This is a genomic window from Novosphingobium sp. 1529, from assembly GCF_040544855.1.
Taxonomy (GTDB): domain Bacteria; phylum Pseudomonadota; class Alphaproteobacteria; order Sphingomonadales; family Sphingomonadaceae; genus Novosphingobium; species Novosphingobium capsulatum.
Map to the genome: position 1 here is coordinate 153,872 of NZ_JBEPKW010000005.1, position 24,359 is coordinate 178,230.

At 65.3% G+C, this 24,359-nt stretch carries 22 protein-coding genes and 3 tRNA genes; 9 read left to right on the top strand and 16 right to left on the bottom strand.

The features are described 5' to 3' along the window. Positions 1-30: 30 nt before the first annotated feature. Positions 31-588, bottom strand: coding sequence for a homogentisate 1,2-dioxygenase (locus ABIC78_RS12405; RefSeq protein WP_354489967.1), 558 nt, complete (start codon positions 586-588; stop codon positions 31-33). Between the two features lie 168 nt (positions 589-756). On the opposite strand from ABIC78_RS12405, the gene ABIC78_RS12410 reads away from it, so the two are divergent. The 4 genes from ABIC78_RS12410 (at position 757) to adhP (ending at position 6,296) form a co-directional block, all read left to right on the top strand. Continuing rightward, the gene (locus ABIC78_RS12410; protein ID WP_354489969.1) at positions 757-1,389 is read left to right on the top strand and encodes a flavin reductase family protein; all 633 of its coding nucleotides are present in this window, start codon (positions 757-759) and stop codon (positions 1,387-1,389) included. Between the two features lie 189 nt (positions 1,390-1,578). Continuing rightward, a complete protein-coding gene (locus ABIC78_RS12415; protein ID WP_354489971.1) occupies positions 1,579-4,074 on the top strand; it encodes a TonB-dependent receptor in 2,496 nt (831 codons plus the stop codon). A gap of 99 nt (positions 4,075-4,173) precedes the next feature. Continuing rightward, positions 4,174-5,034: a pirin family protein gene (locus ABIC78_RS12420; protein WP_354489973.1), complete on the top strand. Its 861-nt coding sequence runs from the start codon at positions 4,174-4,176 to the stop codon at positions 5,032-5,034. A 236-nt stretch (positions 5,035-5,270) separates the two neighbouring features. Continuing rightward, positions 5,271-6,296 carry an alcohol dehydrogenase AdhP gene (gene adhP / locus ABIC78_RS12425; RefSeq protein WP_354489975.1) on the top strand — a complete coding sequence of 342 codons (1,026 nt, stop codon included), beginning with the start codon at positions 5,271-5,273 and terminating at the stop codon, positions 6,294-6,296. Positions 6,297-6,333: 37 nt separating this feature from the next. Here the strand turns inward: adhP and ABIC78_RS12430 are convergent. The 8 genes from ABIC78_RS12430 to ABIC78_RS12465 form a co-directional block, all read right to left on the bottom strand. Continuing rightward, a tRNA-Lys gene (locus ABIC78_RS12430) sits at positions 6,334-6,409 on the bottom strand. Between the two features lie 43 nt (positions 6,410-6,452). Next, positions 6,453-6,528: transfer RNA gene (locus ABIC78_RS12435), tRNA-Lys, on the bottom strand. A gap of 46 nt (positions 6,529-6,574) precedes the next feature. Next, positions 6,575-6,650, bottom strand: a tRNA-Lys gene (locus ABIC78_RS12440). An 82-nt stretch (positions 6,651-6,732) separates the two neighbouring features. Then, entirely contained in the window at positions 6,733-7,848 is a 1,116-nt protein-coding gene (gene rodA / locus ABIC78_RS12445; protein WP_054131221.1) for a rod shape-determining protein RodA, read from the bottom strand. A 5-nt stretch (positions 7,849-7,853) separates the two neighbouring features. Beyond that, positions 7,854-9,938: a penicillin-binding protein 2 gene (gene mrdA / locus ABIC78_RS12450; RefSeq protein WP_354489977.1), complete on the bottom strand. Its 2,085-nt coding sequence runs from the start codon at positions 9,936-9,938 to the stop codon at positions 7,854-7,856. 1 nt (position 9,939) lies between these two features. Then, complete coding sequence (locus ABIC78_RS12455) at positions 9,940-10,494, bottom strand: rod shape-determining protein MreD (RefSeq protein WP_354489979.1); 555 nt, start codon at positions 10,492-10,494, stop codon at positions 9,940-9,942. Between the two features lie 12 nt (positions 10,495-10,506). Further along, complete coding sequence (mreC, locus tag ABIC78_RS12460; RefSeq protein ID WP_354489981.1) at positions 10,507-11,418, bottom strand: rod shape-determining protein MreC; 912 nt, start codon at positions 11,416-11,418, stop codon at positions 10,507-10,509. A 108-nt stretch (positions 11,419-11,526) separates the two neighbouring features. After that, complete coding sequence (locus ABIC78_RS12465) at positions 11,527-12,573, bottom strand: rod shape-determining protein (RefSeq protein WP_022674563.1); 1,047 nt, start codon at positions 12,571-12,573, stop codon at positions 11,527-11,529. Between the two features lie 192 nt (positions 12,574-12,765). Between ABIC78_RS12465 and mutL the strand changes: the two genes are divergently transcribed. The 3 genes from mutL to ABIC78_RS12480 all read left to right on the top strand — a co-directional run bounded on the left by mutL (position 12,766) and on the right by ABIC78_RS12480 (position 15,856). After that, entirely contained in the window at positions 12,766-14,598 is a 1,833-nt protein-coding gene (mutL, locus tag ABIC78_RS12470) for a DNA mismatch repair endonuclease MutL (protein ID WP_354489983.1), read from the top strand. Positions 14,599-14,786: 188 nt separating this feature from the next. Beyond that, complete coding sequence (locus ABIC78_RS12475) at positions 14,787-15,281, top strand: hypothetical protein (RefSeq protein ID WP_022674661.1); 495 nt, start codon at positions 14,787-14,789, stop codon at positions 15,279-15,281. A 122-nt stretch (positions 15,282-15,403) separates the two neighbouring features. Then, a complete protein-coding gene (locus tag ABIC78_RS12480) occupies positions 15,404-15,856 on the top strand; it encodes a hypothetical protein (protein WP_354489985.1) in 453 nt (150 codons plus the stop codon). A gap of 75 nt (positions 15,857-15,931) precedes the next feature. Here the strand turns inward: ABIC78_RS12480 and ABIC78_RS12485 are convergent, their stop codons facing one another. Further along, on the bottom strand, positions 15,932-16,390 hold the full coding sequence (locus tag ABIC78_RS12485; RefSeq protein ID WP_107715580.1) for a MaoC family dehydratase: 459 nt from the start codon (positions 16,388-16,390) through the stop codon (positions 15,932-15,934). Positions 16,391-16,443: 53 nt separating this feature from the next. Beyond that, positions 16,444-17,544 carry a redox-regulated ATPase YchF gene (gene ychF / locus ABIC78_RS12490; protein WP_062782286.1) on the bottom strand — a complete coding sequence of 367 codons (1,101 nt, stop codon included), beginning with the start codon at positions 17,542-17,544 and terminating at the stop codon, positions 16,444-16,446. A gap of 170 nt (positions 17,545-17,714) precedes the next feature. Here ychF and ABIC78_RS12495 point away from each other — a divergent pair, with 170 nt between their 5' ends. Beyond that, positions 17,715-19,295: a tetratricopeptide repeat protein gene (locus tag ABIC78_RS12495; RefSeq protein ID WP_354489988.1), complete on the top strand. Its 1,581-nt coding sequence runs from the start codon at positions 17,715-17,717 to the stop codon at positions 19,293-19,295. A 163-nt stretch (positions 19,296-19,458) separates the two neighbouring features. Here ABIC78_RS12495 and ABIC78_RS12500 read toward each other — a convergent pair whose 3' ends face one another. The 5 genes from ABIC78_RS12500 to ABIC78_RS12520 all read right to left on the bottom strand — a co-directional run bounded on the left by ABIC78_RS12500 (position 19,459) and on the right by ABIC78_RS12520 (position 23,335). Continuing rightward, positions 19,459-19,854 carry a PEP-CTERM sorting domain-containing protein gene (locus tag ABIC78_RS12500; RefSeq protein ID WP_084390722.1) on the bottom strand — a complete coding sequence of 132 codons (396 nt, stop codon included), beginning with the start codon at positions 19,852-19,854 and terminating at the stop codon, positions 19,459-19,461. A gap of 219 nt (positions 19,855-20,073) precedes the next feature. After that, a complete protein-coding gene (gene pth, locus ABIC78_RS12505) occupies positions 20,074-20,643 on the bottom strand; it encodes an aminoacyl-tRNA hydrolase (RefSeq protein ID WP_022678194.1) in 570 nt (189 codons plus the stop codon). A gap of 139 nt (positions 20,644-20,782) precedes the next feature. Continuing rightward, positions 20,783-21,397 carry a 50S ribosomal protein L25/general stress protein Ctc gene (locus tag ABIC78_RS12510; protein ID WP_054130944.1) on the bottom strand — a complete coding sequence of 205 codons (615 nt, stop codon included), beginning with the start codon at positions 21,395-21,397 and terminating at the stop codon, positions 20,783-20,785. Positions 21,398-21,518: 121 nt separating this feature from the next. Further along, on the bottom strand, positions 21,519-22,400 hold the full coding sequence (locus ABIC78_RS12515) for a TraB/GumN family protein (RefSeq protein WP_354489991.1): 882 nt from the start codon (positions 22,398-22,400) through the stop codon (positions 21,519-21,521). A gap of 8 nt (positions 22,401-22,408) precedes the next feature. Beyond that, positions 22,409-23,335: a TraB/GumN family protein gene (locus ABIC78_RS12520; protein WP_354489993.1), complete on the bottom strand. Its 927-nt coding sequence runs from the start codon at positions 23,333-23,335 to the stop codon at positions 22,409-22,411. A gap of 99 nt (positions 23,336-23,434) precedes the next feature. Between ABIC78_RS12520 and ABIC78_RS12525 the strand changes: the two genes are divergently transcribed. Then, on the top strand, positions 23,435-24,340 hold the full coding sequence (locus tag ABIC78_RS12525; RefSeq protein ID WP_107715741.1) for a glycine--tRNA ligase subunit alpha: 906 nt from the start codon (positions 23,435-23,437) through the stop codon (positions 24,338-24,340). The last annotated feature ends 19 nt before the right edge of the window (positions 24,341-24,359 follow it).

The following is a 24,359-nucleotide window of genomic DNA, read 5'->3' on the forward strand; positions in this document are numbered from 1 at the left end:
GTGTGAATCACATTGCTGTGTGAGTATTGGTCAGCCTTGCGGCACGACCAGAACCGTGATGGTGCTGGTGGCGTTGCCCACGATCTGCACGACATGGTCGCCCGGTTGCAGCGCGAAATCGATGATCTTGCGAATGCCGCTGCAATCCGGCCCATGCCCGTGCGCGGTGGTGGGCAGTGCGGCCCCGGCCGAGACAAGATCGACCCAGGCGGGGGCGCTGAGCGCCACGCGATAGGTGCCCGCGGTGGTGACGTGCAGGGCAACCATGCCGCCGAAGGTGCCCGGAGCCGCAGGCTTTTGCGGCGGCAAGGCATAGTGCACTTCGGCCATGGGGTGCAGCGTCAGCGCTTCTGCTTCCCCCGGCGCAATCTTGGTCATGGCGAGGCCGGGGCGATCGGTGGCGCTTTCCAGCGTTGTCGCATTGCTCCACGCGGCAAAGGCCGGGGGCAGGGCGGCCGGCGTGGCGGGGCAGGCAGGCGCGCTGCTGGGCGCCATGGGCTGCGCGAACGCGCTGCCTGCCGACGAGGCGGCGAGGAGGGCCAGCGCCGAAGCGGCCAGGCGGCGGAATGAAAGGCTGGACGCGCGCATGAAGATCCTCGCTTATGATGATGTTTCTGCATGCATAGCATGCGGCAGACGGGGATGGCCATGGTGCCGCTTGCGGTCTTCGCGCGTTGTGGCCGCGCGGGCATATGGACAGCGCCTGGCGTGCGGCCCAAAGAGCGCCGGCGGCGTGGCGCGTGATGGAGACAACTGATGGAGTTCGATTTTTCGCAGATGGCGGCGGGTGATCGCTACAAGCTGATGAGCGCCTCGGTCACGCCGCGGCCGATCGCGTGGGTGACCACGCGATCGGCCGCCGGGGCGGCCAATGCCGCGCCGTTCAGCTTCTTCAACATGGTCGCCGCCGATCCGCCCTTGCTGACGATCGGATTCCTGCGCCAGGCCGATGGCCGCCACAAGGATACCCCGGCCAATATCCTGGAAACGAAGGAATTCGTTGTAAACCTTGTGTCAGAAGATGACGCGGAAGCGATGAACTTTACCTGCATCGATGCCCCGCCCGGATTTGACGAAGCGGCACACGCCGCCCTGTCGCTGGCGCCGTCGAGCGTGGTTGCGCCTGATCGCATCGCTACGGCCCCGGTATCGATGGAATGCCGGCTCTATCAGGCGATCGAGGCGGGACAAAGCACGATCGTGCTGGGCGAAGTCGTGCGTTTCCATATCCAGGACCGCTTCATCGACGTCGATCGCCTCTACGTCGATACCATGGCCATGGGCCTGATCGCGCGCATGCACGGGGCGTGGTACAGCCGCAGCGATACCTCGTTCCAGCTGGCGCGGCCGCGCTATGCCGATTGGCTGGCAGAAAAGAATGACGATTGATTGACGGGATTCGTGTGAAACTGTTGCAATGCGATGATCATTTCGCTGCATTGCAATATGCAACTGAGATCGTTGCATGTGTTTCTTTTGTATTCCAAAATATCACAATAAATCAACGGTATATACCGAATAGCTGTAGCAAATCTGGCATATTTGCGCCTTATCCGGCCACGGTTTCAAGGAGGCAATATGACCGAACAAAAATACCGCCTGGCGGCCCACGCCAGCGCCACCGTGCTTGCCCTGGCAAGCCTGAGCCTGGCCGCGCCGGCGCTGGCCCAGTCCACCGGCAGCATGGACTTCGGCAACCAGATCGTGGTGACCGGCACGGCCCAGAAGGGCATCGTCGGCGTCGCCAATCCCGATACCAGCAAGGCCTCGGCCATTCTCAGCCAGGCCTGGATCGAACGGCAGACGCCCGGCCAGTCGATCAACGACATGATCAATTACCTGCCTGGCGTCAGCTTCCAGAACAACGATCCCTATGGTGGTAGCGGCGGCACGCTGATGATCCGCGGCTTTGATGCCACGCGCATTTCCGAAACCATCGATGGCGTGACGTTGAACGATGATGGCAACTATGCGCTCTATTCAGGCGAGCTGCTCGATTCCGAAGTGATCGATCAGGTTGCGGTCAATTTCGGCACGACTGATGTCGACAGCCCGACGTCATCCGCCTCAGGCTCGACCATCAACATCCGTTCGCACAAGCCGACCGAGGATTTCCACCTCAAGGCATCGGGCGCGATGGGCACTGACAATTACTACCGCGTGATGGGCATGGTCGACAGCGGCGCGATCGGACCGGCTGGCACGCGCCTCTATGGCGAATACAGCCACTCGCACAACGATTCGCCGTTCAACAACTATGGCAAGGTGCGGCGCGAACAGGCCAACGGCGGCATCTATCAACCGCTGGGCGCCAATGGCGATTTCCTGTCGCTGACCGGCACCTATGTCGGCACGGAAAACAACTTCTCGGGCTCGGTCCCGCTGTCGAACGTGCCGCTGACGGCCGACACCGGCGTCGGCTTCACCTATTTCCCGACGAGCTTCAAGAACGGCTATTACCACTATGCGCCGTGCACCACGGCGGCGGCCAATGCCGGCACGGCCGACAATGCCAACACCTGCGGTTCGGCCTATGACTATCGCGTCAACCCGGCGCAGTTGCTCAACCTGCGCGGCAGCGCGCGCCTGACGCTGGCGCCAGGCCTGGTGTGGACGATCGACCCCAGCTATCAGTGGACCAAGGCCAATGGCGGCGGCACGGTTGTGGCCTCGGAAGGCACCTCGGCCGGGATGACCGGCTATCTCAACGGCAGCTATTACCTGGGTGAGGATCTCAACGGCGACGGCGATACGCTGGACAAGGTGCGCCTGCTGGCGCCCAGCCAGACGACCACGCACCGCATCGCGCTGACCACCTCGATGCGCTATGACATCGACAGCCGCCAGGCCGTGCGTATTGCCTATGCCTTTGCCCGCTCGGTCATTTCGCAGACCGGCGAACTCGGCATGCTCAACAGCGATGGCTCGCCGGTGCTGATCTCGCCGGTCAACGATCCGCTCGCCGATGGCGCGGGCAACGTGGTGGAAAAGCGTGACACGCGCTCGATCGCGTTGCTCAACCAGGTTTCGGCCGAATATCGCGGCAGCTTCATGGACAACCGCCTGAAAGTGAATGCCGGCCTGCGCGCGCCGTTCATGCACCGCGACCTCACCAACGACTGCTTCACCCGCAGCAGCAGCGGCGGCGTAAGCTGCGTGTTCGGCGCATCGGCGGCAACCTATGCCGCGGCCAACCCCAGCGCGGTTTCGCCGCAACGCCGCACCTATAACTACAATGCCGTGCTGCCCAGCCTGGGCGTGACCTATGACCTGCCCAGCGCCGGCCAGATCTTCTTCAATTACTCCAAGGGCATGTCTGTTCCGCAGACGACCTCGCTCTATCAGTCGTTCTACTTTGCCAATGGCAGCAATGCCGGCCTGGTGGACCCGGAAAAGACCGACAACTTCGACCTTGGCTTCCGCCGTACCAGCGGCCCGCTCCAGGCGCAGGCAGACCTGTGGTACACCCACTTCACCAACCGCCTGGGCACGGCCTATCAGCCTGACGCCAACACCGCGATCTACACCAACCTGGGCACCGTCGATCGCTATGGTATCGATGCCAACGTGTCGTACCGCTTCACCTCGCACGTGAGCGGCTATGTCTTTGGCTCGTGGCTGCATTCGCGGATCAAGGACAATGTCGATTCGCCCACCGGCGAACTGGCCACCGCTGGCAAGTTCGAATCCGCCGTGCCGATCACCACGGTTGGCGCGCGCCTGGCGGGCAATTTCCAGCCCTTCACCCTGGGCGTTCAGGTCAAGCGCACCGGTCCGCGCTATGTCAACGATCAGAACACGCCCTATTACCTCGCGGGTACGACCACGGTGGCCTATGGCGCCAAGACGCCGTCCTACACCCTTGTCGATCTCGATGCGCGCATGGCGCTGGGCGCGGTCGGTCTCAACGACCGGTCCTATCTCCAGCTCAACGTGACCAACCTGTTCAACCAGTATTATGCGGGTGGGTTCTCGGGCACGTTCAACAACCAGGTGAGCTATACCGGTAGCTATACCAATGTGCAGATCGGTGCCCCGCGCGCCGCGATTGCCACGCTGGTTCTGGCTTACTGATCAGCCCCGCGGCTGAAAAGGGAAGGGGTGGCGCGCCGGGGAGGGCACGCCGCCCCTTTTTCCTTGCGTCTTTTCCGGCGCTTGGTCGTATCATGGGGCATGACTGAGAAAGCCTGCACCATTCACCGCCTGCATCCCGCCCATCGGGATGACATCGGCGATCTTGTCACCCGCCGCCCTCTGCCGGGGCCCGCGCTCGATCATCTTGGCGCGTTCCTGTTCCTCAACCACCATGGGCCGCAGGTCTATCCTTCGCCCAACCGGGGCCTGCCATTCGGGCCGCATCCGCATCGCGGCTTTGAAACGGTCACCTTCATCCTCACCGGCGAGTTGACCCACCGCGACACCGGCGGGCACGAAAGCACGATCCACGCCGGCGGGGTGCAGTGGATGACGGCCGGCAGCGGCCTGATCCATGCCGAAATCTCGTTAGACGATTTCAAGCGCCGGGGCGGGGCGGTGGAAATCCTACAGTTGTGGGTCAATCTGCCGGCCCGCCTCAAGATGACCGCGCCGCGCTATACCGGGGTGCAGGCCGATGGCGTGCCGGTGTTGACCGAAGACGCCGGGCGCGTGCGCGTGCATCTGGTTTCGGGCACACGCGGCGGAGCCACAGGGCCAGTCGCATCGTTGACCGGCGTGTTCATGAGCTTCGCCTATCTCGATGCCGGAGGCACGCTGGTGACCGAGGGGCTGCAGGGGCGCGACGTGTTCCTCTATGTCGTGCGCGGCAGCATTGCCGTGGATGGCACGGTGGCACCAGCCTTCAACCTGGTGGAATTGACGCCGGGCGACCGCCTAGACCTGGTGGCGCAGGAAGATAGCGTTATCCTGCTGGGCCATGCCGATCCGATCGACGAGCCGATCGTGTCGCACGGGCCCTTCGTGATGAACAGCGTGGCCGAAATTCACCAGGCCTATGCCGATTTCCAGGCTGGAAAGTTCGGCACGATGGGCTGAAACGCTCGGCTAGGTACGGGCTTCGACAAGCTCAGCCCGAACGGATCACTATCCTTCTTCGGAGCAGGGGAAATTCTGCAAATTCCCCATTCGCCCTGAGCTTGTCGAAGGGCCCCGCGCTACGCCGTTCCGTCAGTGCCTTTACGCTGGCACATGATCATCGTTGATCGAGGCCAAAGCCGCCCCTGGCAGTTCATGCCATTCTCCATGTCATTGGCGAAACATGGAGAATGGCAATGGCCGAAACGATGAAAGCCGCCGTGGTGCATGCCTTTGGGCAACCGCTGACGATCGAGCGCGTGCCCATCCCGCAGCCCGGCCCTGGCCAGGTGCTGGTGCGGATCGCGACCTGCGGGGTGTGCCACACCGATTTGCACGCCGCCTGTGGCGATTGGCCGGTCAAGCCCCAGCCACCGTTCATTCCCGGCCACGAGGGCGTGGGCCATGTCGTGGCCGTGGGGCCGGGCGTGGTGGGTGTGAAGGAAGGCGATTGCGTGGGCGTGCCCTGGCTGCATTCGGCCTGCGGCCATTGCCCGCATTGCCTGGGCGGCTGGGAAACCCTGTGCCACGAGCAGCAGAACACCGGCTATTCGGTGAACGGCGGCTTTGCCGAATATGCCCTGGCCGATGCCGCCTATGTCGGCCACATTCCTGCCGGGCTCGATCTGGTGGAAGTCGCCCCGATCCTGTGCGCCGGGGTCACGGTCTACAAGGGCCTCAAGATGACCGATACCAAGCCCGGTGACTGGGTGGCCATTTCGGGCATCGGCGGGCTGGGGCACATGGCGGTGCAATATGCCAAGGCCATGGGCCGCAAGGTGATCGCGGTGGATGTGGACGAGGCGAAGCTCGATCTTGCCCGCCGGCTGGGCGCTGAGCTTACCGTCAACGCCGTGCAGGACGATGCCGCTGCGTTCGTTCAGGCCCACTGTGGCGGCGCGCAAGGCGTGCTGGTCACCGCCGTATCGCGCAAGGCCTTCGAACAGGCACTGGGCATGGCCGCGCGCGGCGGCACTGTGGTGCTGACCGGCCTGCCACCGGGCGATTTCCCGCTGTTGATCTTCAATACCGTGCTGGGCGGCATCACCGTGCGCGGCTCGATCGTGGGCACGCGGCTCGACCTGATCGAGGCGCTGGACTTTGCCGCCGCAGGCAAGGTGCGCGCTACGGTGGAAACGGTGAAGCTGGAGGATATCAACGCCACGTTCGAACGGATGACCGCCGGCACCATCGAAGGGCGCGTGGTTCTCGATCTGCGATAAGGGGGGTGACGCTGGTGCGTCTGCTGCCAGGTAACGGTGGTGGACGCACTAGGGCTCGAACCTAGGACCCGCTGATTAAGAGTCAGCTGCTCTACCAACTGAGCTATGCGTCCGTGCCGGTTGTGGCAGGCCGGTGAGTGGCACCGGAAGAAGGGATGGTGGACGCACTAGGGCTCGAACCTAGGACCCGCTGATTAAGAGTCAGCTGCTCTACCAACTGAGCTATGCGTCCACACCTGCTGTTCGGGCAGGCCGGTGTTGGTGCACCGGAAGTAGGATGGTGGACGCACTAGGGCTCGAACCTAGGACCCGCTGATTAAGAGTCAGCTGCTCTACCAACTGAGCTATGCGTCCGGGTTCCCGAGCGACCGTCGCCGCCCGGGAGCGGCCCCAATAGCGATTTCTCCGCCCCTGCCAAGCCCCAATTTCAACTTTTTTAGGAAAGACCTGTGGAACTCCGCCGGCTCCACCGATCGACCGCCATGATCGTGCCGATGCAGATCATGTTGGTCATCATCGACGAGCCGCCGTGGCTCAGGAACGGCAAGGGAATGCCCACCACGGGCGCCAGGCCCATGACCATCATCATGTTGATGCAGGCATAGAAAAAGATCGTCGCGGTCATCCCCGCGGCCAGCAGGCGGGAAAACCGGTCAGGCGCGTTCATCGCCACTTTCAGGCCCCAGCGCATGATGAGACCGAACACCAGCAGCACGAACAGGCCGCCCAGCATGCCCCATTCTTCGGCCATGGTGGCAAAGACGAAGTCGGTGTGGGCTTCGGGCAGGTAATCGAGATGGCTTTGCGAGCCATTGCCGAAACCCTTGCCGAAAAATCCGCCCGAACCGATCGCGATCTTGGACTGGGTGATGTGATAACCCGATCCCAGCGGATCGCTTTCCGGGTCCATGAACACCAGCACGCGCTTGCGCTGATAATCGTGCAGGGCAAAGAAGAACGCCAGCGGTGCGATCACTGCCCCGGCGCCACCCGCGCCCAGGAACCAGCGCAGCGGCAGGCCGGCCAGGAACATCACCACCACCCCGCCAAAGCAGATGGCGAGCGCCGTGCCCAGATCAGGCTGGAGCATGACGAAAGCGGCGGGAAAGCCAAGCAGGCCCATGGCCGGCGCCACGGCGCGCCAGCTACGTGTTTCGCCCGTCGGCAGCACGCTGTAGAACCAGGCGAGCACCAGCACGATGCCCGGCTTCATCAGTTCCGAGGGTTGCAGCGTCATGAACCCGAGGTTTAGCCAGCGCTGGCTGCCCCCGCCGATGCCACCGATCAGTTCCACCAACACCAGCAGCACGCAAAGCAGGCCATAGAGGGGCAGGGCGGCCCGCCGGAACCAATCCTGCGGCACCCGCGCCAGCACCATGGCCATGGTCAGGAACACGAAGAAGCGGGCGACGTGCATCAGCGCCCAGGGCTGGAAATGCCCGCCGGCCGCCGAATAGAGCACGGCCCCGCCAAAGCACACCAGCATCAGCAGCGGCAGCAGCACGCCCCAGGGCTGGCGCGACAGGCCGGTAGGAACATAGGCGCGGCGCATGGCGATCACTGCCCCCCGTTGGGCGCGGCACCGCCCGCCTGGGTTCCGCCAGAGGCCGGGCTCGGCGTCGGCTGCGGCTGCGGCGCATCGGGTTCGGGCGCCGGGGGCGCAGCATCGGTTTGCGGCGCGGCCGGCGCGGCGGGTGGCTTGTTTTCGTCTTCCATCACCTGGCTTGCCTGCGCCTCGTCGGGCGCCCGCGGGGCACTGGCGCCATATTGCGCGGCAAACGTGTTGTAGCGGGCGGCCATGCGCTGCTGCACGTTGCCGCCCCAGCCCTTTTCCAGTTCCTCCAGCGCGGCCATCGCCTTGGCCGGATCGAACAGATAGGTCATCACGTCACGTGCGATCGGATAGGCGCTGGGCGAGCCGCCGCCATGCTCGATCGCCACGGCGCAGGCATAGCGCGGCTTGTCGAACGGCGCGAAGCAGATGAAGTGGCCATGGTCGCGCCGCTTCCATTCCACGTTCTTGCCATTGCCGTGTTGCAGGCCAACGACCTGCGCCGTGCCGGTCTTGCCGGCCATCAACACGCCATCTATCGGGATGCGCGCCTTGCCCGCCGTGCCGCGCCCGTTGACCACTTCGTTCATCGCCGCATGAATGAGATCAAGGTGTTCCTGGGCAAAGCCCATCGAGGGCGGGGGCGCGGCATGCTTGTCGAGCATCAGGCGCGGGGTGAGTTGCAGGCCGGAGGCGATGCGCGACACCATCGTTGCCTGCTGCAGCGGGTTCACCAGCATATAGCCTTGGCCGATAGTGGCATTCACCGTGTCATAGATCGCCCATTCCTTGTGGTACTTGCGCAGCTTCCACGCGGGATCGGGCACCGTGCCATAGGATTGGCCGGGATAGGGCATGGGAAATTCCTGGCCCAGCCCCAGGCGCCGCGCCATGGCGGCGATCTTGTCCATGCCGATCTGCTGGGCGAAGTGATAGAAATAGACGTCGCACGACTGATAGATGCCCTTGAGCATATCCGTCTGGCCGTGGCCGTGGTGGTTCCAGCAGTGGAACACGCGGTTGCCCACGCGCAGCCCCCCGGCGCAGTTGACCGAGGCCTTGGGATCGAGCCCGGCCTCGAGGAACGAGAGCGCGACCAGCGGCTTGACCGTCGAGCCGGGGGGATAGAGCCCGCGCAGCACCTTGTTGCGCAAGGGCACGTGATCGTCTTCCGACAGCATCTTCCATTCGATGCGGCCGATGCCGTCGGAAAAGCTGTTGGGATCGTAGCACGGCATCGACACCATCGCGAGGACGTCACCGGTGGCGCAGTCCATTACCACGACCGAGCCGGATTCCAGGCCAATGCGCCGCGCCGCATAGTCCTGCAGCCCGCCCAGGATGGTCAGCTGGATCGGCTGGCCGGGCACGTCTTCGCGCGTGCCCAGGTCGCGCACCACGCGGCCAGTTGCCGTGGCCTCTACCCGGCGCGCGCCAGGCACCCCGCGCAGGCGGGTTTCGAAATGCTTTTCAAGACCATCCTTGCCGATCTTGAAACCCGGTGTGATGAGCAGCGGATTGTGTTCGCGCTCGTAATCCTCGGCCGAGGCGGGACCGACATAGCCGACCAGATGCCCCACCGACGGCCCGGTGGGATAATAGCGCGAATAGCCGCGCTGCGGGATCACGCCGGGCATCTCGGGCAGGCGCACGCTGACTGCGGCAAACTTGTCCCAGTCCAGCTTGGCGGCCACTTCCACCGGCTGGAATCCGCGCACCTTGTCGAGCTTGTCCTTGATGTCGCTGACCTTGTCCGCCGTCAGTCCGAGCAGGCCCGACAGCTTGGACAGGGTATCGTCGGGATTGACCAGACGATCGGGGATCACGTCGACGCGGAAATCGGCACGGTTGGAGGCCAGCGCGGCGCCATTGCGATCGAGCACCCAGCCGCGCCGCGGCGGGATCAGCGACAGGTTGACGCGGTTGCTTTCCGACGCCGCCTTGTACTTGTCGTTCTCGAAGATCGCGAGATAGGCCAGGCGCGTGGCCAGCAGCACGCCGACGCTGGCCTGGGCCATGCCCAGCACGAACGTGCGGCGTTCAAAGCGGTTGGTCAGGATTGCCGAAGTCAACGGCAGCTTCTGCTTCACGTCACAGCCTTTTGAGCGGGAGCAGGCGAATGCGATCGAGCAGCGCGACAATGCGCGTGACCACGGGATGAAGCAGCACGGTCAGCAGCACCTGCGGACCGACCGTGACGGGCAGGGGATAGCTGGTGACCAACCCGGCAAAGGCCGCCGTGAGCACGACATAGGCGCTCAGCAGCGTGGCAGCGGTCAACCAATCCTGGATAAAGCCGCGCCACAGGAACTTTTCATCGATCACGTCCATCGCCAGCATGGTGAGGGACCACAGCACGATGCCGCTGCCAAACGGCTGGCCGCTATAGAGATCGTCGAACAGGCCCAGCGGCAGCCCGGCCCAGATCGGCAGCAGCGTGGGCCGCAGCAGACGCCAGGCCAGCAGGGTCATGAAGCCGAGCGGTGGCAGCACCGGCGCCGAGGCGACTACCGGCGAGAATGTCACCATCGATGCCAGCATGATCGACAGCCACGGCAAGCCCTTGGCCAGAAATGGCAATGGCTCGCGATTGAGGCGTCGCCGCACAAGGTCTTCGGGCCGTGCGGGCAGAAAGGGGAGCGGCATCGTGGCGCTGCCTTACGGGGTGTTGTCGTCGGCCGGCGGCGGGGGCGCGGCCTTTTGCGCAGCCACCAGCGCGGCCTGGGCATTGGCCTGCCAGGCGGGCAGCACCACCACGAAATCGGCGTCGGCCGGATCGCTGGCAAGGTGGCCCGTGGCGCCATCGCGGTGCGGCTGGGTGGCGACGGCCACCGGGATGCCCGGCGGATAAAGCCCGCCCGAACCAGAGGTGACAAAGACATCGCCCACGTGCAGCGTGGCAACGCCGGTGTTGATCAGGCGGATTTCGATCTTGCCGTTGGCGCCGCCCTGGACGAACGCGGTCAACCCATCGGATGCACGGCGCACCGGCACCACGTTATCAGGATCGGTCACCAGCAGCACGCGCGCGGTATCCGGCCCGGTTTCCACCACGCGGCCGATCAGGCCACCGGCCGCGCGCACCGGCTGGCCCGTCTGCACGCCCTGGTGGCTGCCCACCGACAGCACGGCAAAGCGACGGGTGGAGGTGGCGGTAGAGCCGATCAGGCGTGCGCCGGTGACCGGCTTGAACGCGGGGTCGACAATCCCGAGCAGCGCCTTGAGCCGGGCATTTTCCTGTTGCAGCGCATGCATCGTCACGGCGTCGGCCCGCGCAGCCTGCACTTCGCGGGTGAGCGCCGCGTTCTGCCGCCCGGCATTGAAATAGGCGCCGATCGCGGCAAACACACCCTGGCTGGCGCTGCGCGTTTCCGCGCCCGCCTGGCCCAGCGGGCGCGCCACTTCGCTCGCGGTGGTGCGGGCAAAGGCAAAGGCTTCCGGGTTGAACATCGAGACGCCAAGCACGACGAGACCCGCCACGACGCCGACAACGGCGATCACGTAGCCAGTAAAGATCCCGTATTGCGCCCTGCGCGAAAAGCCCGGGCGCCGGTCAGGCGACCGCGCCATGATATTCTACCCCTGATACTCTACACTATGCCAAAGCCAGACACGCGATGAAGGCCGGCTGAACCGCCCTGCCACCGCGTGCGTCCGTGGCTCCAAATCCGGCATTCCTCAGGCGGTCATCAGCACGCCGCGATAGATCGGATCTTCCATGGCGCGGCCAGTGCCGAGCGCCACGCACGACAGCGGATCTTCCGCCACGCTCACCGGCAGGCCGGTTTCCTCGCGCAGGTGCTCGTCCAGCCCGCGGATCAGCGCGCCGCCGCCGGTCAGCACGATGCCCTGGTCGACGATATCGGCAGCCAGTTCGGGGGCGGTGTTTTCCAGCGCGATGCGCACGCCTTCGACGATGGCGCCGATCGGTTCAGACAGCGCCTCGGCCACGTTGGCCTGGGTGATGGTGATTTCCTTGGGCACGCCATTGACCAGGTCGCGGCCCTTGATGTGGATGGTTTCACCAATGCCATCGGCCGGCATCGTCGCGATGCCATAGTCCTTCTTGATCCGCTCGGCCGTGGCTTCGCCGATCAGCAGGTTGTGATGGCGGCGCACATAGCTGACGATGGCCTCGTCCATCTTGTCCCCGCCGACACGCACCGAGGTGGTGTAAGCCAGGCCGCGCAGCGAGAGCACGGCCACTTCGGTGGTGCCACCGCCGATGTCGACCACCATCGAGCCGACCGGCTCGGTAACCGGCATGTCGGCGCCGATCGCGGCGGCCATCGGTTCGAGGATCAGATAGACCTGGCTGGCGCCGGCATTGCTGGCCGCGTCGCGGATCGCGCGGCGTTCCACCGAGGTGGAGCCCGAGGGCACGCAGATCACGATTTCCGGGTAGCGCAGCAGGCTCTTGCTGCCGTTCACCTTGCGGATGAAATGCTTGATCATTTCTTCTGCCACTTCGATGTCGGCAATCACGCCGTCGCGCAGCGGGCGGATCGCCTCGATGCTGTCGGGCGTCTTGCCCATCATCATCTTGGCGTCATCGCCGACGGCCTTGACCTTCTTGATGCCGTTCAGCGTTTCGATGGCAACGACCGAGGGTTCGTTGAGAACAATGCCGCGATCCTGGACATAGACGAGGGTATTCGCCGTGCCGAGGTCGATCGCAATGTTCTGGGAACCGAACTTGAAGAATCGGGAAAACATCGATGCCATCAGAAAATCCGTGTGATTCGCGCGCGGTACCAACCGCAATGGGTGGCCTATGCGCAAAAGTGAGCGCCCGGGGAAGGCGGCTCATTAGCGCAAGCGGGGGGGAAAACCCAATATTTTGTGCACTGCCGCCATGGGATAAGTCATGCTGCCCGTCTCGAAAAAGGGCACGTTCGTCGCTACCTTGCCAGGATCATGACCAGCACACCCCGCGTCATCCGCCGTCTGCCCGACACGCTGATCAATCGCATCGCCGCAGGCGAGGTGGTGGAGCGGCCCGCCAGCGCGCTCAAGGAGCTGGTGGAAAACGCGATCGATGCCGGCGCGGGGCAGATTTCGGTGCGTCTGGCCGAAGGTGGCCTCGGCCTGATCGAGGTGACCGACGATGGCTGCGGCATGCGCGCAGACGAGATCGCCCTGGCATTGGAGCGCCATGCCACCTCGAAATTGCCGGACGAGGCGATCGAGCTGGTCGCAACACTGGGCTTCCGCGGAGAGGCGCTGCCTTCGATCGCGTCGGTCGCGCGCGTCACCATTGAAAGCCGCAACCGCGCCGATGGCGAGGCGTGGAAACGCACCATCGACCATGGCACGCTGGTGAACGAAGGCCCCGCCGCGCTGCCGCCCGGCACGCGGGTGCGGGTGGAAGACCTGTTTGGCAAGATCCCGGCGCGGCGCAAGTTCCTGCGCAGCCCGCGTTCGGAATGGGCCTCCAGCCTCGATGTCGTGCGGCGCCTGGCCATGGCCAGGCCCGATATCGGTTTTACGCTGGAGCATGACGGGCGCCGCGCGCTGCATGTCCAGCCTGGTGACACCCTGGCCGCGCGCGTGGCGCAACTGGTGGCACGCGAACTGGCCGACAATGCCGTGGCCGTCGATCTGCTGCGTGGCGACTATCACCTGATGGGGGTTGCGGGCCTGCCGACCTACAACCGTGGCGTGGCCGATCACCAGTACCTGTTCGTCAACGGCCGGCCGGTGAAAGATCGGCTGCTGCTCGGCGCGGTGCGCGGCGCCTATGCCGATATGCTGGCGCGTGATCGCCATGCCGTGCTGGCGCTGTTCCTCGATGTGCCCGCCGAGGAAGTGGACGTGAACGTGCATCCCGCCAAGACCGAAGTGCGTTTCCGCGACAGCGCCCTGGTGCGCGGATTGATCGTCACCGGCCTGCGCCAGGCCCTCTCCACCGGCGATCGCCGCTCTGCCCAGGCGCCCGATGCCGGCGCGATGCGCGCCTGGCAGGCCGAACCGGTTGCAATGGCGCCGCTCTTCACCCCGCCACCCGCGCCTGAACCGGCGCGCCAGGGCAGCATCTTCACGCCGTCCTATCAGCCCGCCCGCGTGAGCGAGGCGGGGCAGGCCTGGCGCGGCTATGAAGCCGGCGTGATGGCGCCGCCCGTGGCCCGTGCCGAAACCGCGGCCGAGCCGGTGCCCGAGGCGGTGGAGCATCCGCTCGGCGTGGCGCGGGGCCAGGTGGCCAAGACCTATATCGTGGCTGAGGCAAGCGATGGCCTGGTCATCGTCGACCAGCACGCCGCGCACGAACGCCTCGTCCTCGAACGCCTGCGCGCCGCTGGCGCGGGCGAGGGCACGGCTCCCGCCCAGGCCCTCTTGCTGCCCGAAGTGGTCGACCTCGATGAACCATCGTGCGACCGCCTCGAAGAAGCTGCGCCGCGCCTCGCCGATTTCGGCCTTGCTCTCGAACGCTTCGGCCCGGCCGCCATGCTGGTGCGCAGCGTGCCGGCGGCGCTGGCCAAGGGCGATGTCCAGGCCCTGGTGCGCGACGTGGCCGACGATCTGGCCAAGCACGGCGATGCATTGCTGCTGGGCGAGCGGCTGGATCTGGTGCTGGCGACGATGGCCTGCCACGGCTCGGTGCGCGCTGGCCGCGTGCTGTCGGTGCCGGAAATGAACGCCCTGCTGCGCGAAATGGAAGTGACCCCACGCTCGGGCCAATGCAACCATGGCCGGCCGACCTGGGTGAAGCTGGCGCACGGCGATATCGAGAAGCTGTTCGGGCGGAAATAGCGCCCCCTCCGTCGGGCCTGCGGCCCGCCACCTCCCCCGGTGGGGGAGGATTTGTTCAGGGAGAAGATCCTCCCCCACCGGGGGAGGGGAAACGCGCGCGCAGCGCGTGGTGGAGGGGGGCGAGGAACCGTTTGGTCGCCAGCTGTTCCACGATTATCCAGATCAAAGACCTTTACGGGAGAGACCCCATGCATCGTGCCGCTATTGCCCTGCCTCTGGTTTTGCTCGCCGCGTGTCACAAGGCCCCGCAGCAAAGCGACGATGCGGCGATTGCCCAGGTTGAGGCGGCGCAGAAGGAGCGGGCACCGGCGCAGGAGATCAGCCCGCAGGTCATCGACTTTTTCGACATTACCAAAGGCAAGCTGACCGGATCGGGATGCAACTTCGTGCCTGACAATGGTGGCATGGGGGCGGTGCTGCTGGCGCAGGAGGATCGCGGCCTCATCAAGATCAAGGATCAGATCGTGGTATTGGCCGCCGACAAGGGCAGTGCCAAGCTGCCGCAGCACGGCTGGTCGCACTATACCGGGCGCGAGTGGGCGCTGACGCTGACGCGGATCGATGATGGCAAGGCCAAGACGATGGGCGTGATCGACAGCTTTGACGGGCAACTGGTGATTTCCGACGCCGATAGCCGCCCGGTTTATACCGCCAAGGGCAATGTGCAGTGCAAGCCGATGTAGGTTTGCGCACCATATCTTGCAAAAGCACCAATCTGGCGCGTTTCGGTCCATTTCGGCGTGACTCTTTGCCCTCTCATGCGTCTTGCATCGCGCGGGGGCGCCAAAGACTAAGGGAAACGCCTATGAACAAGGGTCGTCAAATCGTGTTGCTTTCCGCACTTCTGCCAATGGCGCTGGCAGGGTGTGCAACCACCGGATCGGTTAAGCGGGCCCAGGCTGCGGCCGATCAGGCACAGGCGCGCGCTGATGAAGGCGTAATGACGGCGCAGCGGGCGCAGGGTTCGGCCGATTCCGCGGCACAGGCTGCGGCGCAGGCACAGGGTTCGGCCAACAACGCTATGACTGCGGCGCAGAGCGCCGGTTCGGCCGCCCAGGCCGCCTCGATGGCGGCGCAATCGGCCGGCAGCCGTGCCGATACGCTGGAAACGCGCCTGCGCTCGCTTGAGCGTTGGAAGTGGGCCAAGACCCACCCCAAGAAGGCCAAGAAGCACCACGCGCGTCATCACCACGCCAAGCACAACGCGGCGCTGCATCGTCCGGTCACGGCCGATCAGACCTCTGCCCAGAAGATGTGATCACGCACATCTGATGCAAGGAAACGGGCGCGTGCGGCCATGCCACGCGCGCCCTTTTTCATGGACCCTGCCTGTTCAGTCGGTGCCGTTGGGGTCGCGCGTGCTCACCATGGCGTTGCTCACCATGGTCAGTACGATCACGTCATCCTGGTTGAGCACGCGGGTTTCGGCGCGGAACAGGCCCATTTCCGGGCGCGATTGGCTGCGCCGCTTGCTCAGGATCGTGGTTTCCACGCGCAGCGTGTCGCCGGGATAGACCGGGTGGCGCCAGCGCAGTTCGTCGATGCCGGGTGAACCAAGGCCCTGGTGGCCGGCGCGGTCCTGCTCTTCCACGATCATCGCCATGGTCATGGCGCAGGTATGCCAGCCACTTGCGGAAAGCCGCCCGAAGTGCGTGGCGGCGGCCGCCTCGTCAGACAGATGGAACGGTTGCGGGTCATATTTTCCCGCAAACTCGACCACTTCCTCTCGCGTGACGTGGCGTTGCCCGAACCGGGCAACGGCGCCCACTTCCAGATCTTCATAGTATCGCATGGGGACAGGGTGAACCTGCTTTCCCCATGCGTCAACCATGCGATCGCACAGGTTCAGACGTTGAACTTGAAGTGCATCACATCGCCATCCTTGACGATGTATTCCTTGCCTTCCTGGCGCAGCTTGCCGGCATCGCGCGCGCCCGCTTCGCCGCCCAGCGCCACGAAATCATCAAACGCGATGGTTTCGGCGCGGATGAAGCCGCGCTGCATGTCGGAGTGGATTTCGCCGGCAGCCTCGGGGGCCTTGGCGCCCTGGTGGACGGTCCAGGCGCGGGCTTCCTTGGGGCCGACGGTGAAGAAGGTCAGCAGGTGCAGCAGGTCATACCCGGCGCGGATCACGCGGTTGAGACCGGTTTCATGCAGGCCCAGTTCGGCCAGGAACGCCAGGCGTTCCTCGCTGTCCATGCCGATCAGGTCGGCCTCGATCGCGGCAGAGACCACCACGGCTTCGGCGCCTTCTGCCTTGGCCTTTTCAAACACGCGGGCGGAGTGGGCATTGCCGGTGGCGGCGCTTTCCTCTTCCACGTTGCAGACGTAGAGCACGGGCTTGGCGGTGAGCAACTGCGCCTGCTTGAACAGGCGCTCTTCCTCGTCGTCCTTGGGCTGGGTGAGGCGGGCGGGCTTGCCTTCGCGCAGCAGTTCCAGCGCCTGGCCCAGCACCGAGGCCATGGCCTTGGCTTCCTTGTCGCCGCTGGTCGCCTTCTTGGCGGCGGCAGGCACGCGCTTTTCCAGGCTTTCCAGGTCGGACAGCATCAGTTCGGTTTCCACCGTGTCGGCGTCCGACAGCGGATCGACGCGGTTATCGACATGCTGGATATCGTCGTTTTCAAAGCAGCGCAGCACGTGGATGATCGCATCCACTTCGCGGATGTTGCCCAGGAACTGGTTGCCCAGGCCTTCACCCTTGGATGCACCGCGCACCAGGCCGGCGATGTCGACAAAGCCAAGCTGGGTGGGGATGATCTTCTGGCTGCCGGCGATCTTAGCCAGGGTATCGAGCCGCGCGTCGGGCACGCCGACATTGCCCACGTTGGGTTCGATCGTGCAGAACGGATAGTTGGCGGCCTGGGCCGCCTGCGTTTCGGTCAGCGCGTTGAACAGCGTCGACTTGCCGACATTGGGAAGGCCGACGATCCCGCAACGAAAACCCATCTTCGTGTCCTTGGCTATGGCCCCAAGCCGATGCGGGGCCGCATATTGCCGGCCGCGATGGTGGCTTGTAGGCCCAAGGTCAAGGGGGCAGCGCCCTGTGGCAAGGGGTTTTGCGTGGCCGGTCGGCAATCTTCACCGAAGTTTCAGGCCTTGCTGGCATGGCAACCGGCATGAGGCGCGCTATCCTGCCATCGTTTTTGCACCGCCATGCCCGTGCCGGTCTGCCGCGCGGCGCGCTGATCACGCCGGCATTGGCGCTGGCCCTGGTGCTGGCCGGCTGTGGCGACAATCCCGCCGCCCATGCTGCCAAGGCCCGCAGCGCCTTTGCCGCGCAGGATTTCGTGACGGCGCGGATGGAAGCGCTGAGCGCGCTCGACTCGGGCAAGCTGCCCGCCGCCGACTCGCAGGCGCTGCTGCGGCTGCTCGCCCGTGCGCAGTTGCAGATGGGCGATGGCGATGGCGCGCAGGCAACGCTGACGCGGCTGGAAGATGCCGGCGGTGGCGGGCCGGCGGTCAACCGCATGAAGGCCGAAGCAGCCCTGCTGCGCGGCCTGCCGCGCCAGGCGCTGTCGCTGCTGGGCCAGGATGGCGATGCCGATGCCTGGCGCCTGCGGGCCGCAGCGCACCAGGCTCTGGGTGACAATGCCCAGGCACTTTCTGCATTTCGCCAGGGCATGGCCGCCGGAGACAATGTGCAACTCGCGCGCGACTATGCCCGCTTCCTGATCACGGCCGAAGATTTTGCCGGGGCCGACCAGGTCCTGGCCGTGATGCAGCGGCTCGATCCCAAGGGCCTCGATACCGCGATGGTCGAAGGGGCGCTGCGGGTCCGGCAAGGCCAGCTAGACGCGGCCGGCGCTGCCTATGACCGCGCAATCGCGGCCTATCCCCGCCGGATCGAGCCGCTGATCGAGCGGGCCAACCTGGCTGACATGCAAAGCCAGCTCGACCGCGCGATCGGCCTCATCGGCAAGGCCGCGCGCCTCGCGCCGGGCGATTCACGCGTGCTCGATCTGCAGGTGCAGTTCGCCAGCGAAAAAGGCGATTGGGAAAAGGTACGCCAGCTCTTGGCGCCGCATGAGGTCGATCTCGATCCACGCACCCCCAACGGGCTGACCTATGCCGAGGCGTTGCTGCGTCTGGGCCATCCCGAGCAGGCCCGCGTGATCTTTGCCCGCGCGCTGCTGCTCTCGCCGCAAAATCCCTATTCGCGCATGATGCTGGCCGAAGCACAACTGGCCACCGGCGATCCCGGCACGGCGCTGCGCACGATCCGGCCCTTGTCGGATTCGCTGCTGGCTGGCCAGCGCGAACTCGATCTGGCCCTGCGTGCGGCGCGGGCAGCGGGTGATCCCTCGGCCGATGCGCTGGCGGCGCGGCTCCGCTCCGGCCAGTGGCAGCAGGACCAGCGCCTGGCCGCCGATGGCCAGGCCGCGCTGGGCCGGCGCGATTGGGCCGCAGCGATTACCGCCTATACCACGCTGCTGGGCAATGGCAGCGATCCCGAAGTGCTCAAGCGGCTGGCGGTGGCCTGCACCAGCGCTGGTCGCCACCAGGAAGCGATCGCCTATGCCGACCGCGCTCTGGCCCAGGCGCCGCGCGATCCCGACATGCTGCACATCGCTGGCCTCGTGCGGCTCAACGCCGGGCAGGACATGGCCGCCGCCCAACGCCTGATGCAGAGCGCAGTCGATGCCGATCCGGCCAACCGCCTGTTCCGCGCCGATCTCGCTCGCGCCCAGGCCCACTGACGGCGCACACTCCATCCGAACGCAAAAATGCCGCCCAAGCCAGGCTTGGACGGCATTTTTTCGCGAAACATCGGCGTTAGGCGGGCTTTGGGTCAGCCGGGTGGCATGCGTTCAGCGTGCCGGCCCGTCCCTGCGCTGGTGTGTCCCAGCCCGCGCCAAGCCTTCAGCGGCGACGACGACGCACGAACGCCAGGCCAGCCAGGCCAGCGCCCATCAGGCCCAGCATGCCCGGTTCCGGCACGTCGGTGCCGCCGGTCGACGACGAGGTGGTGCTGCCGCCCGAAGTCGACGACGTGGTCGAGCCGCCGGTCGAGGTCGAAGTGGTGCTGCCACCCGAAGTCGACGACGTGGTCGAACCGCCCGAGGTGGACGAGGTGGTCGAAGACGTGGTGCTGCCACCCGAGGTCGAGGTCGAAGTCGACGAGGTGCTGCCGCACATCGCCGCACCGGCCGAGTGGCCGCAGTTGCAATAGTGCGTGTGGAAGAAGGTGGCGTGGGCCGGGGCTGCAGCGATGGTGGTGGTCAGCGCGGCGGCGAGGATGGCAATCGAACGCTTCATGGTCAGGTCCCCTGTCAAACGTGACGTTGTAATCTGCAAGGCAGGCCTTCGAACGATCAGATCCGAAAGCAATGTCTTGGTTGACAGAGATAAAAGCAAAAGCGGTGCCAATTGCAGAAATCGGCGCATTTTGGTGGTTAACGCCGTTTCACGGATATGCCGGTTGTAAGCGATTCCGACGGTTTCTCCGGGAATCTGCGTTAACCTTTTCAGGACATTTCAATCCTGCTGGCGCCGGGCCACATCACTCATGAAGCGGGTATCGTCGCCTTGGGCCAGACGATCGGCTTCTGCTGCCACGGCGCCCAGCATGGTGACCAGGTCATCGTGCTCCGCCTTGGCAAAGGGGCCCAGGACATAGCCGGTCACGCGGTCCTTGTGGCCGGGGTGGCCGATGCCCAGGCGCACGCGGCGGAATTCCGCGCCACAGTGCTGGTCGATCGAACGCAGCCCGTTGTGCCCGGCATGGCCGCCGCCCTGCTTCACTTTCACTTTGAACGGCGCCAGGTCCAGTTCGTCATGAAACACGGTGAGGGCATCGGTGGCGAGCTTGTAGAAGCGCAGTGCCTCGCCCACGGCGCGGCCGCTTTCGTTCATGAACGTAGCGGGCTTGAGCAGGATGATCTTCTGCCCGCCGATGCGGCCTTCCTGCACCCAGCCCTGGAACTTCTTCTGCACCGGGCCAAAGCCGTGGACATCGGCAATCGTGTCGAGCGCCATGAAGCCCACGTTGTGGCGGTGCAGGGCGTATTGCGGGCCGGGATTTCCCAGGCCAACCCAGACTTGCATGGCAGACGCTCCGGTTGTGGTTTGCAGGTGTGGCGCGCGTGCCTATTGCATGGGCGCGGCGCAAAAAAGAACCCCTCCCGGTTGGGGGAGGGGTTCCTTGAACCGATGCGGCAGCCCGAAAGCTGCCGTGCCGGAAAGATCAGCCTTCGCTGGCTTCGCCAGCAGGAGCTTCTTCTTCCTCGGTCAGAACGGTCGGCGTGGCGATCGTCGCGATGGTGAAATCGCGGTCGGTGATCGCCGAGCGGGCGCCGGCCGGCAGCTTCACGGCGCTGATGTGCACCGAATCGCCGATTTCCAGGCCCGAAAGATCGACGATGATGTCATCGGGGATCTTGTTGGCTTCGCACACCAGTTCCAGTTCGTGGCGCACAACGTTGAGCACGCCGCCCTGCTTGATGCCGGGGGCCTTTTCTTCGTTCTGGAACACCACGGGCACGTTCACGTGCACTTCGGCATTCGCGCTCACGCGCAGGAAGTCTGCGTGCTGCGGACGGTCGCTCACGGCGTGGAAAGCCACGTCCTTGGGCAGAGTGCGGACCTTCTTGCCGCCGATGGTCAGTTCGACGATCGAGTTGAAGAAGTGGCCGGTGCCCAGGGCACGTGCCAGTTCCTTTTCTTCGAGGTGGATGGCAACCGGTTCCTGGTTGCCGCCATAAACCACGGCAGGAGTGCGGCCTTCGCGGCGCAGGGCACGGGAGGCTCCCTTGCCTGCCCGTTCGCGCAGCTCAGCCGACAGGGTCAGCGTCTCGCTCATGTGAAATACCTTCCGAAATAAATCTGTTGCATGTTCCTTCCGCCACGCCTCCAGGGATGACCATGACGGGGAAGCGGCGGCCCTTAGCGGATCGGGCCGAAAAAGCAAGGGGCGTGCGCGATCACTCCACCCGGCGCACCAGCCAGCCCTTGGCTTGGAGCAGCGCGGGCAGGCCATCGCTGCCGGCCACGTGCGCTGCGCCCACGGCGATGAACGGCGCGGCGCCATCCTTGAGCATGGCATCGATCTGGCTGGCCCAGTCCGCGTTGCGCGCGGTGAGCAATGCCTGGTGCAGCGTGGGATCAGCCAGGAAGCCCTTCTGGCTTTCGCGCGCAATGCCCAGGTCATCGCCGCGCAGCCACAGGCGCACCATGTCGGCATCGTCGTCGCGGTTATCGGCCGCTTCCACGGCGATCTGTTCCAGCAGGGTCTGCTGCGCGCGATCGGGCAGCGCATCGAATATGCCAAACTGCCCATCGAGCGTTTCCAGGCCCGCTACCGGCTTGGTGCCGATCAGCTTGCGCAGTTGCGGCTCCACCCCGCTGGCTGGGTCCATGCCTTCCTTCTGGCCGCCGATCGCGGCAATCTGCAGGGCGACCGCCCAGGATTCCTCGTTCTGGAATTGCGCGTCGGTCAGGTGGAGGTCTTTGTAAACCTTGGCCAGCGCATCGCGATACTTCATCGCCACGCGCGCCGAGGGCGGCGGCAGGCCGGGGGTATAGGCAAGGCGCGCCAGGGCGACGCCGGCGACATTGCCATCGAGCGGCTGGGCGATTTCCAGCACCAGGCGATCGGCATTGGCCAGCGCGCGGTCGATCGCCGGGCGGCGCCATTGCACCCCGGCGGGCAGGGCATGGACAGTGCCGAATATCCAGCCGCGCGTGCCGCTGGTATCGGCGATTTCCCACAACGCCACCTTGGCAGGCAGCGGCGGTGGCGCGGCCTTGTGACAGGCGGCAGCCAGCAGGGCGAGGGCGGCGACGAGGAACGGTTTCCAGCGCATGGTCATGCTCATTGCACCCGCGTCACAGTGATGCCGTCGCGCGCCAGGTCTTCCTGCACGCTGCCCTTGCCGGCCAGATGCCCGGCGCCCACGGCCATGAACACGGTGCCCGGCGTTTTCAGCCGCTGTTCGATCCACTTGGCCCAGGTGGCATTGCGGCGGATCAGCAGCGCGTCGATCAGGCGGGGATCGTCCTGCATGTCGGCGGTCATCAGCTTGCCCAGTTCCTCGGCATTGCCCTGGCGCCAGGCCGCAACGATGCCGGCGATCTGTTCGCCGATCGTGTCGTACTGGGCGATCACGCTATCGAGCCAGGCGATCTGGGCATCCTGGGGCAGGCTGTCGATCAGCCCAAGCTGGAACGCCACGGTCTCCAGCCCTGCTTGCCGTTGCGGGTGGGCCGCCTGCAGTGCGGCTTCCACGCCGTGCGACGGCTGATAGCCACGCTGCACCAGCGGCAGCATCGAAAGCGCGGTGGCCGCCATCCACGGCTTGTAGCCATCCAGCTGCCTGGCCGGCACACCCGAAGCGGTGAGCGTGGCCGCCAGCCGTGCCGCGCGCTGTGGCCCCAGCAGAGCAGTCAGGGTCTGCCCCTTGGGCAGCAGGCCGGGCGCTGTGTCGATCGCCCCATGCATATCGGCCTGCGTCACCTCGGTCACCAGCGTGTCCGATCCGTTGAGCGCCTTGGCGACGGGGCCGACCAGCCACGGCGCGCCGCCCTTGGGCAGCATGTGGATCGTGCCGAACAGCCAGATCGTGGTATCGGCATCGGCCACTTTCCACAGTGCCGGGCGCGAGGGCGCGGCATCGGCCTGCTCCGCTTGCGGCGCCGGCAGCGGGATGGTCTGCGCATGGGCAGAAAAAGGGGCCTGCAGCAGCGCGATGGCGGCACAGGCGGCGATGCGGACGGAGATCTGGGCAAGGAAGCGGCGCATGCCCTGTCCCATGCACAGGGCAGCGCGCAATGGGAAGTCCCCATGTTGCGCCTGCTGGCGGTTGATTTGCGCTGCGCCATCGGCCATGGGCGGCACACCATGGCCGATACTGCACCAAAGCCGCTCAGCCTGCAGGACATGATCCTGCGCCTCCATGCCTATTGGAGCGACAAGGGCTGCCTTGTCCTGCAACCCTATGACATGCGCGTGGGCGCGGGCACGTTTCACCCGGCCACCACGCTGCGTTCGCTGGGGCCAGAGCCGTGGAACGCGGCCTATGTCCAGCCCAGCCGCCGGCCGACCGACGGCCGCTATGGCGAAAATCCCAACCGGCTTCAGCATTATTACCAGTACCAGGTGATCATGAAGCCGAGCCCGGCCGACATGCAGGATCTCTATCTCGACAGCCTGCGCGCCATCGGCGTTGATCCGCTGCAGCACGATATCCGCTTTGTCGAGGATGACTGGGAAAGCCCGACGCTGGGCGCCTGGGGCCTGGGCTGGGAAGTGTGGTGCGACGGGATGGAAGTGACTCAGTTCACCTATTTCCAGCAGATGGGCGGGTTTGATTGCAAGCCGGTGGCCGGCGAGCTGACCTATGGCCTGGAACGCCTGGCGATGTACATCCAAGGCGTCGATAACGTCTATGACCTGGCCTATAACAGTCACGGCGTGACCTATGGGCAGGTGTTCCTGGAAAACGAACGCCAGATGTCGAAGTGGAACTTCGAGATCGCCAACACCGACGCGCTGTTCGACCTGTTCAACAAGGCGGTGGCGGAATGCCGCAACTGCCTCGATGCCAAGCTGCCGATCCCGGCCTATGAACAGGCGATCGAGGCCAGCCACGTGTTCAACCTGTTGCAGGCGCGCGGCGTGATCTCGGTGCAGGAACGCGCCAGCTACATGGGCAAGGTGCGCGACCTCGCGCGCGGTTCGTGCGAAGCCTACATGGACAAGTACAAGGACGAGTGGGCGCAGAAATTCCCGGGGTGGAGCGCATGAGCCGGTTGGTTGCGCGTGG

Bases quoted from the DNA above. Each gene is read 5' to 3' on its own strand.
- pth (WP_022678194.1), bottom strand. From the start codon at position 20,643: ATGCAAGTCTGGGTTGGCCTGGGAAATCCCGGCCCGCAATACGCCCTG.
- ABIC78_RS12465 (WP_022674563.1), bottom strand. From the start codon at position 12,573: ATGGCATCGATGTTTTCCCGATTCTTCAAGTTCGGTTCCCAGAACATT.
- ABIC78_RS12455 (WP_354489979.1), bottom strand. From the start codon at position 10,494: ATGCCGCTCCCCTTTCTGCCCGCACGGCCCGAAGACCTTGTGCGGCGA.
- rodA (WP_054131221.1), bottom strand. From the start codon at position 7,848: ATGCGCCGCGCCTATGTTCCTACCGGCCTGTCGCGCCAGCCCTGGGGC.
- adhP (WP_354489975.1), top strand. From the start codon at position 5,271: ATGGCCGAAACGATGAAAGCCGCCGTGGTGCATGCCTTTGGGCAACCG.
- ABIC78_RS12515 (WP_354489991.1), bottom strand. From the start codon at position 22,400: ATGCGCTGGAAACCGTTCCTCGTCGCCGCCCTCGCCCTGCTGGCTGCC.
- ABIC78_RS12520 (WP_354489993.1), bottom strand. From the start codon at position 23,335: ATGCGCCGCTTCCTTGCCCAGATCTCCGTCCGCATCGCCGCCTGTGCC.
- ABIC78_RS12420 (WP_354489973.1), top strand. From the start codon at position 4,174: ATGACTGAGAAAGCCTGCACCATTCACCGCCTGCATCCCGCCCATCGG.
- ABIC78_RS12405 (WP_354489967.1), bottom strand. From the start codon at position 588: ATGCGCGCGTCCAGCCTTTCATTCCGCCGCCTGGCCGCTTCGGCGCTG.
- ychF (WP_062782286.1), bottom strand. From the start codon at position 17,544: ATGGGTTTTCGTTGCGGGATCGTCGGCCTTCCCAATGTCGGCAAGTCG.
- ABIC78_RS12475 (WP_022674661.1), top strand. From the start codon at position 14,787: ATGCATCGTGCCGCTATTGCCCTGCCTCTGGTTTTGCTCGCCGCGTGT.
- mreC (WP_354489981.1), bottom strand. From the start codon at position 11,418: ATGGCGCGGTCGCCTGACCGGCGCCCGGGCTTTTCGCGCAGGGCGCAA.
- ABIC78_RS12480 (WP_354489985.1), top strand. From the start codon at position 15,404: ATGAACAAGGGTCGTCAAATCGTGTTGCTTTCCGCACTTCTGCCAATG.
- ABIC78_RS12525 (WP_107715741.1), top strand. From the start codon at position 23,435: ATGGCCGATACTGCACCAAAGCCGCTCAGCCTGCAGGACATGATCCTG.
- ABIC78_RS12510 (WP_054130944.1), bottom strand. From the start codon at position 21,397: ATGAGCGAGACGCTGACCCTGTCGGCTGAGCTGCGCGAACGGGCAGGC.
- ABIC78_RS12410 (WP_354489969.1), top strand. From the start codon at position 757: ATGGAGTTCGATTTTTCGCAGATGGCGGCGGGTGATCGCTACAAGCTG.
- ABIC78_RS12500 (WP_084390722.1), bottom strand. From the start codon at position 19,854: ATGAAGCGTTCGATTGCCATCCTCGCCGCCGCGCTGACCACCACCATC.
- ABIC78_RS12415 (WP_354489971.1), top strand. From the start codon at position 1,579: ATGACCGAACAAAAATACCGCCTGGCGGCCCACGCCAGCGCCACCGTG.
- ABIC78_RS12495 (WP_354489988.1), top strand. From the start codon at position 17,715: ATGAGGCGCGCTATCCTGCCATCGTTTTTGCACCGCCATGCCCGTGCC.
- ABIC78_RS12485 (WP_107715580.1), bottom strand. From the start codon at position 16,390: ATGCGATACTATGAAGATCTGGAAGTGGGCGCCGTTGCCCGGTTCGGG.
- mutL (WP_354489983.1), top strand. From the start codon at position 12,766: ATGACCAGCACACCCCGCGTCATCCGCCGTCTGCCCGACACGCTGATC.